The sequence below is a fragment of the Nocardioides caeni genome, from assembly GCF_004912195.1.
Taxonomy (GTDB): Bacteria; Actinomycetota; Actinomycetes; order Propionibacteriales; family Nocardioidaceae; genus Nocardioides; species Nocardioides caeni.
Genome location: NZ_STGW01000006.1, coordinates 1 through 15556 on the forward strand (window position 1 = coordinate 1; position 15556 = coordinate 15556).

The 15556-nt window shown below is 72.5% G+C and carries 13 protein-coding genes; 6 read left to right on the forward strand and 7 right to left on the reverse strand.

Annotated elements, in window-relative coordinates; translation table 11 throughout:
- Positions 1-514: 514 nt before the first annotated feature.
- From E9934_RS10695 to E9934_RS10705, 3 genes are all read right to left on the reverse strand, one after another.
- Positions 515-853: a VOC family protein gene (locus tag E9934_RS10695; RefSeq protein WP_158294981.1), complete on the reverse strand. Its 339-nt coding sequence runs from the start codon at positions 851-853 to the stop codon at positions 515-517.
- Positions 854-928: 75 nt separating this feature from the next.
- The gene (locus E9934_RS10700) at positions 929-1354 is read right to left on the reverse strand and encodes a hemerythrin domain-containing protein (protein ID WP_136562888.1); all 426 of its coding nucleotides are present in this window, start codon (positions 1352-1354) and stop codon (positions 929-931) included.
- A gap of 377 nt (positions 1355-1731) precedes the next feature.
- A complete protein-coding gene (locus E9934_RS10705; RefSeq protein ID WP_136562889.1) occupies positions 1732-4569 on the reverse strand; it encodes an FAD-binding and (Fe-S)-binding domain-containing protein in 2838 nt (945 codons plus the stop codon).
- Between the two features lie 72 nt (positions 4570-4641).
- Between E9934_RS10705 and E9934_RS10710 the strand changes: the two genes are divergently transcribed.
- Both E9934_RS10710 and E9934_RS10715 read left to right on the forward strand, forming a co-directional pair.
- Positions 4642-5706, forward strand: coding sequence for an LLM class F420-dependent oxidoreductase (locus E9934_RS10710; RefSeq protein ID WP_136562890.1), 1065 nt, complete (start codon positions 4642-4644; stop codon positions 5704-5706).
- A complete protein-coding gene (locus E9934_RS10715; protein WP_136562892.1) occupies positions 5703-6521 on the forward strand; it encodes a crotonase/enoyl-CoA hydratase family protein in 819 nt (272 codons plus the stop codon). The genes E9934_RS10710 and E9934_RS10715 overlap by 4 nt, the downstream gene beginning before the upstream one ends.
- On the opposite strand, the gene E9934_RS10720 is transcribed toward E9934_RS10715, so the two are convergent.
- Positions 6508-6807, reverse strand: coding sequence for a DUF4031 domain-containing protein (locus tag E9934_RS10720; RefSeq protein ID WP_136562893.1), 300 nt, complete (start codon positions 6805-6807; stop codon positions 6508-6510). The two genes, E9934_RS10715 and E9934_RS10720, sit on opposite strands and share 14 nt — an antisense overlap.
- 141 nt (positions 6808-6948) lie before the next feature.
- On the opposite strand from E9934_RS10720, the gene E9934_RS10725 reads away from it, so the two are divergent.
- Positions 6949-8751: a serine/threonine-protein kinase gene (locus E9934_RS10725; RefSeq protein ID WP_136562894.1), complete on the forward strand. Its 1803-nt coding sequence runs from the start codon at positions 6949-6951 to the stop codon at positions 8749-8751.
- 51 nt (positions 8752-8802) lie between these two features.
- Here the strand turns inward: E9934_RS10725 and E9934_RS10730 are convergent, their stop codons facing one another.
- Together E9934_RS10730 and E9934_RS10735 are read right to left on the reverse strand one after the other, a co-directional pair.
- Positions 8803-9339 (reverse strand): C40 family peptidase, encoded by a 537-nt coding sequence (locus tag E9934_RS10730; protein WP_136562895.1) that lies wholly within the window; start codon positions 9337-9339, stop codon positions 8803-8805.
- 327 nt (positions 9340-9666) lie between these two features.
- Entirely contained in the window at positions 9667-11106 is a 1440-nt protein-coding gene (locus tag E9934_RS10735; RefSeq protein WP_136562896.1) for a glyceraldehyde-3-phosphate dehydrogenase, read from the reverse strand.
- Positions 11107-11273: 167 nt separating this feature from the next.
- Here E9934_RS10735 and E9934_RS10740 point away from each other — a divergent pair, with 167 nt between their 5' ends.
- The 3 genes from E9934_RS10740 (at position 11274) to E9934_RS10750 (ending at position 13971) form a co-directional block, all read left to right on the forward strand.
- Positions 11274-11738, forward strand: a complete 465-nt coding sequence (locus tag E9934_RS10740; RefSeq protein WP_136562898.1) for a MarR family winged helix-turn-helix transcriptional regulator — start codon at positions 11274-11276, stop codon at positions 11736-11738.
- A 121-nt stretch (positions 11739-11859) separates the two neighbouring features.
- On the forward strand, positions 11860-12414 hold the full coding sequence (locus E9934_RS10745) for a hypothetical protein (protein WP_202977265.1): 555 nt from the start codon (positions 11860-11862) through the stop codon (positions 12412-12414).
- A 231-nt stretch (positions 12415-12645) separates the two neighbouring features.
- A complete protein-coding gene (locus E9934_RS10750; RefSeq protein WP_136562900.1) occupies positions 12646-13971 on the forward strand; it encodes a hypothetical protein in 1326 nt (441 codons plus the stop codon).
- Positions 13972-13986: 15 nt separating this feature from the next.
- On the opposite strand, the gene E9934_RS10755 is transcribed toward E9934_RS10750, so the two are convergent.
- Positions 13987-15531, reverse strand: coding sequence for an FAD-dependent oxidoreductase (locus E9934_RS10755; RefSeq protein WP_136562901.1), 1545 nt, complete (start codon positions 15529-15531; stop codon positions 13987-13989).
- Positions 15532-15556: the final 25 nt, after the last annotated feature.

A 15556-nucleotide genomic window follows, 5' to 3' on the forward strand; every position in this document is an offset into this window, starting at 1 on the left:
CAGGGACGCCTCCAGCGGCAGGAGCTCGACAGCACAACGATCTGACTGTCGCCTGCCAGGAGGCCCCACCCATCACGGAAGGGGGCAGCGTTCCCGACCACTGGCTGGGCCGGACATGTCCTGGACGACTCGACCTCCGGTGCCCGGGACCACTCGGAGCATCCCGCCTTCAGCCGTGGCTCCACCCTACCACGACTTCGAACAAACGTTCGAGAGATCGAAGAACTTTCTCGGCCCGAGTCTCGGCCCGGACCTAGGTCCAAGCGTCCCCGAGGTCACCCCGACGGAGCCGGCGCTTCTTTCCGACCTTGCGCAGAACCGGCCAGGGCTCACGCTGGGCGCGGCCGCGGCGCCGGTCCTTGTGCGGACTGCAGATCGGGCAGCCCTTCTGCTGCCGATGGGACGAGTGAGCCATGGTGGCTCCGATCCGTGACCAACACCCGCCACGGAGGGCGGGGTGGGTCGGACGGTGCTCGCATGGCAGGAGAGTAGGCCGCGGGTCCGACGCAGGCCCTCAGGTCGACGCGATGAACCCGACCTGGTTGCCGGCGGGGTCGGTGAGCAGGACGAGCGATGTCCCGCCGCCCACCTCGCTGATCGGTCGTACGACGGTCCCGCCGGCCGTGACGACGTCGTCCACCTTCGCGGCGAGGTCGTCGGTGCTCCAGTAGACGACGGGACCGGTCATCAGGTCGGCCGCGCCGTTGGGGTTGAGGCCGATCTCCTGGCCGTCGACGTTGAAGCCGACGTAGTAGGGGGTGTCGGTGTGCGGCGCGATGCCGAAGGCGCTGGTGTAGAAGGCCGTGGCGGCGGCGAGGTCGGTCACGGGGATGACGATCGAGTGGTTGCTCATGGTTGCTCCTTGGTGAGGGTGTCTTCCCGCTGCTGACGAACGGCGCATCGCGGATGTGACCACCTCGGCGCGCGCTCACAACGGCCCGAACGCGTCCGTGACTTCCGCGTCCAGCGCCAACGCCTCCAGCACACCCAGCAGCTGCCGCTCCTCGTAGCGGAAGTGCGACTCGATGATTGCGGCGAGCCCCGCCAGGTGCCGGTCGAGCTCGTCCGGTGAGCCGCGACGGTCCACGACCGCCTGCAAGCCGCCTAGCAGGTGCGCGATCATCGAGTGGTCCTGCTCCAGGTAGCGGATCGTCTCCCGCAGCTCCGGGTGCCGGGCGGCGATCGCAGGGAACAGGGTGCGGTCCTCGCCCTCGTGGTGGGCGGTGAGCGCTGCGCAGAAACCGTGGCAGAAGAGCAGCAGGTCCCGGCTGGCCTGCTGGGCCCCGATGTCGTCCCCGACGGCCTGCCGGGTCACGGCCAGCGCCCGCCGGAGACGGTCGTGGACCTCGCGCATCTCGCGACTCCAGGCGGTCAGCCTGGCGCGCTCTGGCGCAGTGGGGTCGCCCTCAGTCACGGGAGGGCGAAGGGAACGAGCGACACATCGTCGAGCTCCTTCGGTACGGCGCCTCCATGCCTGACACGGTCTGCCACCGGCACGCGACGCTGAGGAGAGCCTAGTGTTCCTGGCGTCGCCGACGCGACTGAACGACAGGATCGTCCGGGACTGGTGGGCTCCGCCGTCAGCGCGCCGCTGCCCCGGAGGAGCGGTTCGGGTCGTTCGGTCGGTCCGCCACTCGTGACGTAGCGCTGGGTGCGCACGCTACTGCGTACCGCGGCCGTCGTACCCGACGAACCTGTCGTCAGGAGGCCGCCGGATCCCCAGCAGGTTCGTCAGGTACGACGAGCGCCGTCTCCGAGGAGCCCCTCTGCCAGCAGCTCCGCCAGGTGCAGCACTCGCGCCTCGGGTGCGAGCTCGTCGAGCTGGGTGCGGCAGGAGAAGCCGTCGGCGAGCACGACCCGCCCCGGCGCGCGTCGGAAGGCGGGCAGGAGATGTTGCTCGGCGATCGCGACGGACACGTCGTAGTGGCCCTGCTCGACGCCGAAGTTGCCGGCCATGCCGCAGCAGCCGGCCACCGCCTCGACCTGGGCGCCGCAGGCCTCCAGCAGCGCGTGGTCGGCCGACCAGCCCATGACCGCGTGGTGGTGGCAGTGCGGCTGTGCGAGCACCGAGATCCCCGACAGGTCGGGCGATTCCCAGTCGGGGAGCGAGCTCAGCAGCTCGGCGAGGGTGACCGTGGCCCCGGCGACCGTCGCTGAGTCGGGACCCGGGAGCAGGTCGACGAGGTCATGGCGCAGCACGGCCGTGCACGACGGCTCGACGCCGACGATCGGCACGCCGGCGCGGGCGTCGTCGATGAGCGACGTCACCAGTCGCGACAGCCGTCGTCGTGCGCCGTCCAGCTGGCCGGTGCTGATCCACGGCAGTCCGCAGCACTCCTGGCGCACGGTGATCCGCGGCGCGAAACCGGCCGCGCGCAGCACGGTCACCATCGCGTCGGCGGCCGCGGGCGTGAAGTGGTTGGAGAAGGAGTCGACGAAGAGCACCACGTCCCGGCCGCCGGTCGCTCCCGTGAACGTCCGCCGGAAGGTCCGCCGCGCGAAGGTCGGCATTCGCCGTCGCCGGTCCACGCCGGCCGTCGCCAGCGCCACCGACCGCACTGCCCCCACGGACATCGCGCCGTTGGCCAGGCGCGGCGTCAGCGAGCCGAGCCGGGCCCACCGCGGCAGCCACCCGAGCACGTAGTGCGACCGCGGCCGGAGGCGTCGCCGATAGGTCTGGTGCAGCACTTCCGCCTTGTAGGACGCCATGTCCGTCGACGTCGGGCAGTCCGACGCGCAGCCCTTGCACGAGAGACAGAGGTCGAGCGCCTCGTGCACCTCGGGCGAGGACCAGGTCGTCGGCGAGGCGCCGTTGACGATCTCCTGCAGCAGTCGCGCGCGCCCGCGGGTGGAGTGGATCTCCTCGCCGGTCGCCTGGAACGACGGGCACATCACGCCGCCCGTCGGGGAGTTGTCGGCGCGACACTTGCCGACGCCGGTGCACCGGTGGACGGCCTGCCCGAAGTCGCCGCCGTCGTCGACGTAGGCCAGCGCCAGACCGCCGCGCAGGCCCGTCCGCAGGGATGTCGACGACGAGGCCCGCAGGTCGGCGGTCAGCGGCGCGGGGTCGACCAGTACGCCGGGGTTGAGCACGCCGTCGGGATCGAAGACGTGCTTCACGCCGGCCATCAGGCGCATCGCCGCGGGGGAGTACATCCGTGGCAGCAGCTCGCTGCGGGCCCGACCGTCGCCGTGCTCGCCGGAGAACGAGCCACCCATCGACGCGACCAGGTCCGCGGCCGCCTCGATGAAGGAGCGGTAGCGGTCCGGGCCGTCGGTGCGGTCGAAGCCGAAGTCCAGGCGCACGTGCAGGCAGCCCTCGCCGAAGTGTCCGAAGGGCATCGCGGTCAGTCCGTGCTCACCCAGCAGCGCGTCGAAGGCGGTGAGGTAGTCACCCAGCCGTTCCGGCGGTACGGCGGAGTCCTCCCACCCGGCCCATGCCGGCCGACCGGAGGGGGCGCGGCCGGCGAGCCCGGCGCCGTCCTCGCGGATCCGCCACAGCCGGTCCGCGGCCACCTGGTCCGGCACCACGAGCCCGGAGATCCCCACCCCCGCGGCCACCAGGCCCTCGGCGCGCGCGGTCACCTCGGCCGGGTCGTCGCCGGTCAGCTCGACGAACATCCACGCGTCGCCCGCGGGCAGTGGCGGCACCGCGTCGAGTCCGCGCCGCTCGACGATCACCTCGACGATCCGCCGGTCGATGCCCTCGCAGGCCGACGGCGCGAACGCGAGCACGCCGGGGGTCGCGTGGCCGGCGGTCGGGAAGTCGGGGAAGCCGAGCACCACCATCCGCCGCACGATCGGGGTGCGCACCAGGCGCACCGTGGCCTCGGTGACGACGGCCAGCGTCCCCTCCGACCCGACGAGCAGCCGGCTGATGTCCAGGCCGTGCTCGGGCAGCAGCCGGTCGACCGCATAGCCGGAGACCTGCCGACCGAACCGGCCGAACTCGGTGCGCGCCGTGGCCAGGTCGGCGCCGATCACGCCCCGCAGGCCGTCCACCAGCGCCGCCGGTGCGTCGACGGTCGGCGTGCCGGAGGAGTCGTAGCCCGTTGCGAACGCTGATCCGTCGGCCAGCAGCCCACCCAGCCCCCGCACGTTGTGCGAGGTCCGGCCGAAGGCCAACGACCGGGCACCGCACGCGTCGTTGCCGATCATCCCGCCGATCGTGCAGCGCGAGCTGGTCGACGGGTCCGGTCCGAAACGCAGCCCCAAGGGCGCCGCGGCGGCCTGCAACACGGCCTGCACCACGCCCGGCTGGACGACGGCCAGGCCTGCGTCGGCATCGATCGAGAGCACCTGGTCCAGGTGGCGGCTGAAGTCCACGACGATCCCGGGCCCGATCGCGTTGCCCGCCACCGACGTCCCCGCGCCGCGGCTGGTCAGCGGGACGCCGGCCTCGCGCGCGACGGCCAGCGAGCGTCGTACGTCCTCGGTCGAGCGTGGCCACACGACCGCCGCTGGCGGGACGCGATAGAGCGACGCGTCCGAGGAGTAGGCCCCGAGAACCGCAGGGGAGTCCGACGCGTCCAGCCCGCTGGCGCGGAGCTGGTCGGCGATGGTCGGCACGTCCTCGAATCTATCGGCTCCTCTAGGCTCGCCAGCGGATCCCGACCCGACCCAGCACACAGGAGGCCAGCAATGCGGCTCGGCATGATGATCGACTACTCCGGTGGCTTCGCCGAGACGGTGGAGCTGCTGCAGGACTACGAGCGCAACGGCCTGGACCTGGTCGCCGTCGCCGAGGCCTACTCCTTCGACTCGGTCAGCCAGCTCGGCTACATCGCCGCCCGCACCGAGAAGGTGCAGCTGCTGTCCGCGATCTTCCAGCAGTACACGCGCACCCCGTCTCTCACCGCGATGACCGCCGCCGGTCTGGACTTCGTGTCCAACGGCCGCTTCAACCTGGGCCTCGGCGCGAGCGGCCCGCAGGTGATCGAGGGCTTCCACGGCGTGAAGTACGACGCCCCGCTCGGCCGCACGCGCGAGATCATCGAGATCTGCCGCCAGGTGTGGCGCCGCGAGCCGGTCGAGTTCCGCGGCAAGCACTACACCGTCCCGCTCACCAAGGACGACGGTGGCTCCGGCCTCGGCAAGGCGCTCAAGCTCATCAACCACCCGGTGCGCAGCGACATCCCGATCTCGATCGCCGCCCTCGGCCCGAAGAACGTCGAGCTCGTCGCCGAGCTCGCCAACGGCTGGCAGCCGCTCTTCTTCCACCCCGCCAAGGTCCAGCAGGCGTGGGGCGACGCGCTCGAGGCCGGTTTCGCCAAGCGCGACGCGTCGCTGGGCGAGCTCGACATCCAGCTCCAGATCTCCTACCAGCTCGGCGAGCCGAGCCCCGACGCGATCGCCGCCGTCCGCAACCAGCTGGCGCTCTACATCGGCGGCATGGGCGCGCGCGACAAGAACTTCTACAACCAGCTGACCGTCCGCTACGGCTACGAGGCGGAGGCCAAGGAGATCCAGGACCTCTACCTGTCGGGCCGCAAGGCCGAGGCCGCGCAGGCCGTGCCGGAGGACCTCGTCCAGGCCGTCACCCTCTTCGGTGACGAGGACTCGATCCGCAGCCAGGTCAAGGAGCTGTACGACGGCGGCGTCCGCACGCTCCTCCTCAACCCGCTCGCCGCGACCTCCGACGAGCGGGTCGCGCAGGTCGGCTTCCTCGCCGGCGTGGTCGCGGACGTCAAGGGGGCGGCGCGATGAGCGAGGACCGCCAGCTGCAGGTCGCCCGCGACGGTCACGTCGCGACCGTCTCCGTGGCCGGTCCCGGCGGCAAGCCGGTCATGGACGCCCGCTTCTTCGAGGAGCTGGCGGCGACCATGGCGAGCCTGGAGGCCGATGACACGGTCCGGGCCATCGTCTTCGCCGGTGCCGACAAGCACTTCTCGTTCGGCCTCGACCTCGGTGAGGCGCTCGGCACCTTCGGGCCGCTCTTCGGGCGCACCGACGCCGGCGGCCGGGCCGGCTTCCTCGACCTGATCCGCCGCTGGCAGGGCTTCATCGACACCGTCGCCAACAGCAGCAAGCCGACCGTTGCTGCCGTGACCGGCTGGTGCGTCGGCGGTGGCGTCGACCTCGCTGCCGCCTGCGACGTACGCGTCGCCTCGGCGGACGCGATGTTCAGCGTGCGCGAGGCGAAGATGGCGATCGTCGCCGACCTCGGCAGCCTGCAGCGGCTCGTCGGGATCATCGGCGACGGCCACCTCCGCGAGCTCGCCCTCACCGGCGACGACATCGACGCCGCCCGCGCCGAGCGGATCGGCCTCGTCAACAGCGTGTACGACGACGCCGACGCCACCCGCGCCGCCGCCCTCGACCTCGCCGCCCGGATGGCCGCCAACTCGCCCCTCGTGCTGCGTGGCGTCAAGGACGTGCTCGGCGCCGAGCGGGCGCCGCGGGTCGAGGCCGGCCTGCGCTACGTCGCCGTCTGGAACTCCGCCTTCCTGGTCAGCGACGACCTCAAGGAGGCGCTCACCTCGTTCGCCGAGAAGCGCCCGCCGGAGTTCACGGGCCAGTGATCTCCCGCTTGGCGCGGGTGATCGCCGCGACCGCGCGGCCGTAGCGGATCGGGACGGCCCCCAGCGCCAGTGCGCGCTGGCGGGTCGGCTCGGTGACGTCGAAGTGCTCGGTGTGGGTGCCGGCGTTCTGGATCCAGCGTGCCTCCAGCCCGAGGTCCGCGGCGAAGGCCAGCAGCTCGCGGCGACCCGGCTCACCGGGCAGGTCGGACAGCAGGTGCGACCACACGCCGTCCACGACCGGTCCCACGGTCGCGACCAGCCGCATGTCGTCGACGTACACGGTCACCCGGTCACCCTCCCACGACCGTGCCGGGACTGAGCGGCGTCTGTCGCGCGAGGTCCTCGCGCCCGGGGATCGGCGGATCGACACGTCCCGGCCTATCCTGATCGGGCTGGAGACGAACGGGCGTCGGACAGGGATCTCGGGATGGGCATGGAGCCACGCGTCGGTGACCGCCTCGGCCGCTACGAGCTGGTCGAGGTGCTGGGTCGCGGCGGCATGGGCACCGTCTTCCGGGCCCGCGACACCGAGCTGCACCGTGACGTCGCGGTCAAGGTCATCAACGCGGTGCTGGCCGGCGACGACGAGTTCCGTGAGCGCTTCCTCCGCGAGGCCGTGGTGCTGTCGCAGATGGACAGCAACCATGTCGTCGCCGTCCACGACCACGGTGAGCAGGACGGTTCGCCCTACCTCGTGACCCAGCTGGTCCGGGGCGGCGACCTGCTGGCGCTGCTCCGCGCGCAGGGCAGCCTGGAGCCGTCGTACGCCCTCGACCTGGCGGGGCAGGTCCTCGAGGGCCTCGCCGACGCCCACGCCATCGGCGTCGTGCACCGCGACGTCAAGCCGTCCAACGTGCTGCTGCGCGAGGATCGGCGGATCGCCTACCTGTGCGACTTCGGGATCGCGACCTCCCCGGGACGGGAGCTGACCCGCACCGGCGGAGTCGTCGGCTCGACGGCCTACATGGCGCCCGAGCGGCATGCGGGCGACACCGGCGGTGCGACCGCTGTCGCCGGCGACGTCTATGCCGCGGGCTGCCTGCTGTGGACGATGCTGACGGGCTCGCAGCCCTACGTCGGCACGGATGCCGAGGTCGCCATGGGGCACCTGCGCGCGCCGGTGCCGCAGCTCCCCGGACGCTCGCCCTTCCTCGACCGGCTCAACGCGCTGCTGCGCCGCTCACTGGCGAAGGACCCGCGCCAGCGCTACGTGTCGGCGCGGGCGATGGCCGCCGACGTGGCCGCCGTGCGGCACCTGGTGCCCGGTGGGCTGGTGCTCCCTGACGTGACGGCGGTGCGCCAGTCCGTCGACCTGCCGAAGGAGCGTCCGGTCGCGCGGCGGGTCCTGGTGACCGCGGTCGTCGGCGCGCTGGTGGCGACGGGTGTCTACGTCGGCTCGCTGCTCGGCGGCGTCGAGATGGTGCCCTCGGTGCTGGCCTCCGACGACACCACGCCGACGGCCGCGCCACCGACGACACCGTCCGCCACCCAGCCGTCGTCGACCGCCACCCGTCCCGGCACGACCGGTCGCGACTCCGCCCCACGCACCACGGCGTCTGCGACCGGGCAGGGCGTGGTCCGCGACGTCGACGAGGGTTCCGGCGCCGACGGCGAGCGGGCGCCCGATGCCGGCACCGGCGGCGGCGCGCAGGGCTCGGGGCCCCGGGACCGGCCGGGCAGCGCGTCCACCCCTCGTGCCACCGCCACGGCCACGGCCACGGTCACCGCGGCACCGGCCGCGAACTACCGGTGCTGGAACGGCGTCGAGGTCATCGAGCTCGCCTCCTGCAGCAAGCCGACGGGCCGCGCCGGCGCCAACTGGGTCTTCCCCGGGGCGGGCTCCCTCGACCAGTGCCGCCCGCAGCGCAAGGACGTGCGCGGCTTCATCGAGGGCTACATCTGCGAGCGGACCACCGGCGACGGCACCGTGAAGTCGATCGCCTTCAGCCGCTGGACCAGCAAGGAGGCCGCCGAGGCCTACGTCTGGGGGCGCACCGATCCCGGCCGCAACCGCGCCAACGACCAGTGGGCCATCGACGGCGTGGTCTTCGGGCGCAAGCTCAACGGCTGGACCCGCTCCGGCTACGCCCACAACGCCCGGATCTACCGCAAGGACGGCATCCACTGGGCGCTGATGGCGCAGGGCCGCACGGTCGACAAGCGAGCCTCGATGTTCGGGCTCGTCGGCTTCCGCACGCCGTCGCAGCTGCTCGGCGTGCCGATCGGCTGACCCCGGAGACGGGGTCAGCCGGCAGGCTCCCAGGGCCGGAGCTCGGCCGGGTCAGCCGACCCGGCCGTAGAAGACGGACGAGGTCCAGATCCGCTCCTTGCGCACCGGGACGCCCGACCGAGACGCGTGGAAGACGGTGTGGTTCCCCGCGTAGAGACCCACGTGGTAGACGCTGCCGCCGCTGGTGAAGAACACGAGGTCGCCCAGACGCGGGCGGGCGACGCGACGCACGGCGCCGGCCTGCGCGCCGGAGGTGCGGGGGAGGCGGCGGCCGGCCTTGCCGTAGGCCCACTGGGTCAGGCCGGAGCAGTCGAAGGCGGAGGGGCCGGTGGCGCCGTAGCGGTAGGCCATGCCGGCGCGGGTCTTCGCGGCGCGCAGGGCGCGCTCCCCGACGGTGAGCCGGTTCTCCCGGCGGACCTGGGCGAGCTCGTCACGGTTGCGGTCGCTGGTGGCGACGCCGGGTGCCGTGTCGAAGGCCTCCTGGGCGTGGGCGACCGGCGCAGGGGTGATCGGGGCCACCGTGACGAGGGTGGCGGCGAGGGGGAGGGCGAGCAGGCGCGCAGCAGTGCGCGTCAGGGTGGTGGACATCGAGGTCTCCGCAGCGGCGCCTGCGAGAGGTGACCTGTCGGGCTAGGGCTGCTGGTGCCCTGGGCGACGCGATGCGCGTGTTCCTTCGCCCCGAGCCGGCGGTGCCTGTGGCGGCCGGCGTACTGCGTGGGTCTCCCGTGCCCGTGATGACTTCTCAGGTTCTCGTCACCTGTGTCGTCACGGGCCTCGGCGCGCCACAGGGGCCTCCCCGATGGGGGAGACGTCCTACGGTCACATGCTTGCAAAAGGCAGCACAGTGGCCGCGGTCACGATCGGGACGTGGCGATCCTCACTGATCGGCCGTTCCGATCGCCGTGGCCGGCGGCCTCAGACGCGCGGGAGCGTCGCGTACTCGACGCCGGAGATGTACTGCACGGTCCGCAGCACCTGGCAGGAGTAGCCGAACTCGTTGTCGTACCAGACGTAGAGGATCACGCTGTCGCCGTCGACGATCGAGGCGCCGCCGTCGACGATCGAGGCCGCGCGGGCGCCGATGAAGTCGGTGGAGACCGCGTCGGTGGCGGTGGTGTAGTCGAGGTTGCGGGCCAGCGGGCCGACCAGGGAGGCCTGGCGCAGGTGCTCGTTGACCTCGTCGCGGGTGGTCTCGCGCTTGAGCTGGAGGCTCAGGATCGCGATCGACACGTCGGGCGTGGGGACGCGGATCGAGTTGCCCGTGATGCGGGCGTCGAGGTCCGGGAGCACCTTGGCGACGGCCGAGGCGGCGCCGGTCTCGGTGATGACGAGGTTGAGCGGCGCGGAGCGGCCGCGACGGTCGGCCTTGTGGAAGTTGTCCAGCAGGTTCTGGTCGTTGGTGAACGAGTGCACCGTCTCGACGTGGCCGCGGACCAGGCCGAACTCGTCCTCCATCGCCTTCAGCGGGGGGACGATCGCGTTGGTGGTGCAGGAGGCGCAGGAGAGCACCTTCTCGTCGCGGTCGACGCCGAGGTGGTTGACGCCGTGCACGATGTTGGGGACGTCGCCCTTGCCCGGCGCGGTCAGCAGCACCTTGGCGATGCCGGGGCGCAGGTGCTGGGAGAGACCCTCACGGTCACGCCAGATGCCGGTGTTGTCGATGAGGATGGCGTCGGCGATGCCGTAGTCGGTGTAGTCGATCTCCTCGGGGGAGTTCGAGTAGATCACCTGGATCACGTTGCCGTTGGCGATGATCTGGTTCTTCTCCTCGTCCACGGTGATCGAGCCGTTGAAGGCCCCGTGGATCGAGTCGCGACGCAGCAGGGAGGCGCGCTTCTTGAGGTCGTCGCCCTTGGCCTTGCGGACCACGACGGCGCGCAGCCGCAGGCCGTTGCCGGAGCCGGACTTCTCGACGAGCAGGCGCGCGACGAGGCGGCCGATGCGGCCGAAGCCGTAGAGGACGACGTCCTGCGTGCCGGGGCCGGCGGTCTTGTTGGCGCCGGTCGCGTCGGCCAGCGCCTGCGCGGTGAAGTCCGGGATCGAGGCGCCCTCGCCGGCCGCGCGGTAGGCACGGATCAGCAGCGCGAGGTCGACCTTGGCGGCGCCGAGGTCGAGGTCGGCGATCGCCTCGAGGAAGGGGAAGGTGTCCGTGACGGACAGCTCGACGCCGTCGATCTGGCGCGCGTAGCGGTGCGTCTTGAGGATGTCGATCACCGACTTGTTCACCAGCGAGCGGCTGTGGAGCAGGATCGTGACGTCCTTCTCACGGTGCAGCTTGCCGACGATGGGGATCATCGTCTCCGCGAGCTCCTCGTGGTGCTTCCAGCGGGTGAACTTGTCCTCGGTGACGCTCAACGACTTCCCCTATGCCAATCGACAAAATCCGGTCGATCGTAGGCCGCGGGGACCCGTGGGGGTAATCGTGTCCGCGACTGGAGCGGGTGCGATGGGTCACACGCTCGACACCTGCTCGTTCCCCCCACATTGGTTGCCATGTCAACAGTCGGTGCTAGACTGGGCGTGTGGGGACGACGTGGTTGACCGAGGAGCAGCAGCGGGCCTGGCAGGGCTGGCTGGAGCTGCACGCGCAGCTGACCGCGCGGATCAACCGTGACCTGCAGGCGACCAGCGGTCTCTCCCACGCCGACTACGCGATCCTCGTCCAGCTCACCGCCGAGGACGTCCCCGACGGGACGCTGCGGATGTTCGAGCTCGGCGAGCGGCTGCTGTGGGAGAAGAGCCGGGTCTCCAAGCAGGTCTCGCGGATGGAGGCCCGTGGACTCCTCGCCCGACGCGACTGTGCCGACGACCGCCGCGGCTCCTTCGTCGACCTCACCGCCGCCGGCCGCGCCGCGATCGAGTCGGCGGCGCCCGCCCACGTGGCCATGGTCCGCGAGGTCTTCTTCGCCGGCGCCTCCGACGAGGAGGTCGCGGCACTCGGCGCGCTGACCGACCGCGTGCTGGCGCGCCTGGCCGCTGCGGACTGACCCGCCGGGGGCTCCTCGGTGAGGACTTTCTCATCGTCGGCTCATGCCCGGCTCACGGCCGCGGACGAGCGTTCGTGTCGACATCCCGCCGCCACGGCGACGACACGAGGAGTGGATCGACATGGGCACGACCGACAACACCCTGACCCGGCGGATCGCCGCGGCCGCACTGGCGGTGCCGCTGCTCGGCGCCGGCCTGACGCTCGTGACCAGCAGTCCGGCGTACGCCGACGACCGGGTGTGCCGCGGCGCCATCGGCGCCCGCACGATCGACGACAACGTCGTCGTGCCGCGTGGCGCGACCTGTCGGCTGATCGGCACCCGTGTCGAGGGCAACGTGCTGGTGAAGTCGGGTGGCACGCTGCGCGCCGAGGGCGTCCGCGTCGACGGCAACATCCAGGCCCAGGGCGCCCGCCGCGTGGTCGTCATCCCGCGCGCCGACCGGCGCTCGGTCGTGAAGGGCAACATCCAGCTCACGAGCGGCGGCCGTCTCGGTGGCGTCGTCCAGCGGAGCGTCGTCGACGGCGACATCCAGCTGTTCTCCAACCGCGGCCGCTTCGTCGTCCGCGGCAACGTCGTCGACGGCAACCTGCAGTGCAAGAGCAACACGCCCCGGCCGACCGGCGGCAACAACCGGGTCGAGGGCAACAAGGAAGGCCAGTGCCGCGGCCTGTGACGCGGTGACCACCGCGCCTTCCGATTCCGGCTGAACAGCCCCCGTGGCGGTGCCGCCGCCGCTAGCCTCCGACGCATCTGCTGATTGGCGTCTGGGGGAATGGTGGCTGACCGATTCTGTGGCACCTGCGGGACGGAAATCGTCGCAGGATCCGCCTTCTGTGGCACCTGCGGTACGCCGACCGCCGGCCCGCCTTCCGCGGCCGACCCACCTGCCCCGACCGCGGTCGTCGTGCCGCCGCCCGTGATGCCGGCACCGGTCGCGCCCCCACCCGGCGTGCCCGGTGTCGCCGAGGCGGCGGGTGCCGCCGCACCCGCAGGAGCCGCTGGATCGACGGCCGGGGCCGGCGGCCTGGGCGCCGCGGGCCTGCCCGTGGACCCGATGGCGGCCGCCGCCCTCGGCGGGTCCGGCGCAGCCGGGGTCGCGGGTGGGCTGCCGGCCGCGCTGGGCGGAGGTGCTGCCGGCGCCGCCGCGGGCGGTGCGGCCGGGGCCACGGCGGCTGGTGCCGCTGCAGGGGGTGGTGCCGCCGGGGCTGCCGCGGTCGGAGGTGCTGCCGCCTCCGGGGCCGGTGCGGTGGGCACCGGCCTGGGGAGCGCTGCCTCGCTCGGGGTCGGCGCCAAGGTGGCCATCGGCGCGGTCGCGGTCACCGCGCTCGCCGGGGCAGGGGCCGGGACGGCGTACTTCGTCCAGCGTGACGACCCCGAGGCGCCGCCTTCGAGCACGCCCGCCCGGACCGACCTGATCCGTGACGTCGACTTCGGCAACCTGGCGTGGGAGTACGGCGGCGCGGTCCTGGACTTCGTCGACGGCCGCACGACCACCCAGGGCACGTTCGGCAGCGGGGATTTCGTCCAGGGCCGGTGGGATCCAACGGCAGGCGAGGTGGCCGTCGGCGGGGTCCTCTATGTCGACCTCGACGGGGACGGCGACGAGGATGCTGCCGGACCGGTGCACGTGACCTACCTCGACGCCAACCAGGAGGCAGAGGCCTGGTTCGTCTGGCTCTGGGACCAGGAGACGGGCGAGGCCCGTCAGGTTCCCTGGGCGGTCGCGTCCGGTCTGCGCTGCGGAGACGCGATCGGAGAGGTGAGGGTCCAGGGTGCGAGCCTGCTCGTCGAGCAGCTCTGGCGCGACCCCGACAACCCGGGCTCCTGTGCGGATCAACCCACCGCCCGCAGGGAGAAGCACATCGTCGTCGAGGACGGCTATCCCGTCGTCCGCAGCGGCTCCGGTGGGTGGGGAGGCTACTGTCCTGCGATCCCCGGCGGGCCTGCCCTCGACCTCGCGAACGGTGTCTACATCCCGGACGACGTCCCCTATGGCGACGGGCCTCCCTACGAGTTCCGCGCCGCCCCGTCCGAGCACGCTCCGGTCGTCGGCACCGACCACCTCCAGTGGTTCGTCCCGCTCGTCGACTTCGGCAACCTGACCGGCGACGACCTCGAGTCCGGCTTCCATGACGGGTGGGAGCTCGCGCTCATCGGCCCGCCTGAGGCGGGCAGCGCGGACGGCACCGGGGATGGACCGGTCTGTGCCTGGATCCGCGCGGGCGGGTAGTCCGTTTGCCGGACGTCAGTCGCGCTGCATGTCCTCCACGGCGAGCGACGCGAAGGCCATCGCCGCGCCGAGCGGTGCGCCCGGGCCGGGATAGGCGGAGCCGAAGACCGACGCGGTGGAGTTGCTGGCGGCGTACAGGCCGGGGATCGGCTGGCCTGCCGCGTCCAGCACCCGGCCGTCGGCATCGGTGACGAGGCCGCCCTTGGTGCCAAGGTCGGAGAGGACGAACTTCGCGGCGAAGTACGGCGGCTGGTCGACGGGCGTGAGGGCCTTGTTGGGGCCGGTGCCGCCGGCGAAGAAGGTGTCGTACTCGTCGACGCCGCGCCCGAAGTCCTCGTCGACGCCGGTCGCGGTGAAGCCGTTGAACCGCTCGACGGTGGCCGTGAGGACGCCGGCGTCGAGGCCGGCGGTGCGGGCGAGGTCGGCGATCGAGTCGGCCTGCACCCAGGTGCCGGCCTCGAGGTGCTCGGCGGGGTCGCCCTCCGGCATCGCGATCGCGGGCAGGCGGCCGCCCTCGCGGGAGTCGAAGACGAACCACGATGGCACCCGGTCCTCGGAGGCTGCCATCACGCGGCCGAAGCGGTCGTAGGGCAGGCACTCGTTGCCGTAGCGGCGCCCGGTCTGGTCGACCATCAGCCCGCTGCGGAAGCCGAGGGTGAAGGTGCCGCTGCCGTCGGGCTGCTGCAGGCCGGGGCAGAACCAGCCCTCGCCGGAGAAGTCGGTGGCGGCGCCGAGCGCCGCCGCCGCGTCGATGATCTCGCCGGTGTTGGTGCCGCGCGGTGCCATCGTCCACGCCGCGTCGCCGGGGGTCCCGTGGGCCGCGCGCCGCTCGTTGCTGCCCTCGAAGCCGCCGGCCGCGACGAGGATGCCGCGGCGTGCGGTGACCTCCACCGGACCGTCGGGCCCGTCGACGAGGACGACGTCGACGCGGCCCGCCTCGTTGCGGCGCAGGCCCGTCACGTGGTGACCGGTCGCGATGGTCCCGCCGTCGCGCAGCACGATGGCGGCCAGCCGCCCGATCAGTGCCTGGCCTCCGGACAGCGTCGAGCGTCCGGTGCCACCGGCGCGGTCGCGCTCGACCGGTGGCCGCAGGATTGCACCGACCCGCTCGTCCAGTTCGTCACGTCGGACGTTCTTCGGCTGGATCGACCGGCCCATCGGGACCCGGCCGGGCGCGTCGTAGTACTCCGCGAACGGGATCCACTCGAACTCCATCAGCGGGTCCGCCTCGAGCTGCGCGACCAGCTTCGGCGCCTGGGTGAGCAGTGCCTCGACCCGGTCCTGGTCGGGCTCGTCGAGCACGGCGGCGAGGTACTGACGGGCGCCCTCCGTGGAGTCCGGCAGCCCGGCCCGCTGCTGGACGTCGGTGCCGGGCAGCCAGCAGGCGCCGCCGGAGTACGCCGAGGTGCCGCCGATCAGCGCGGTCCGCTCGAGCACCAGGGTGCTCAGCCCGGCGCTCGCCGCGAGCGCGGCACCGGTCAGGGCGCCGCCGCCCGAGCCGACCACCACGACGTCGTACTCCTGCTGCAGGGGCGCTGCCCCGACCACGCTGTCGCTCATGGCGAAACGATAACGTGTTCTAGTT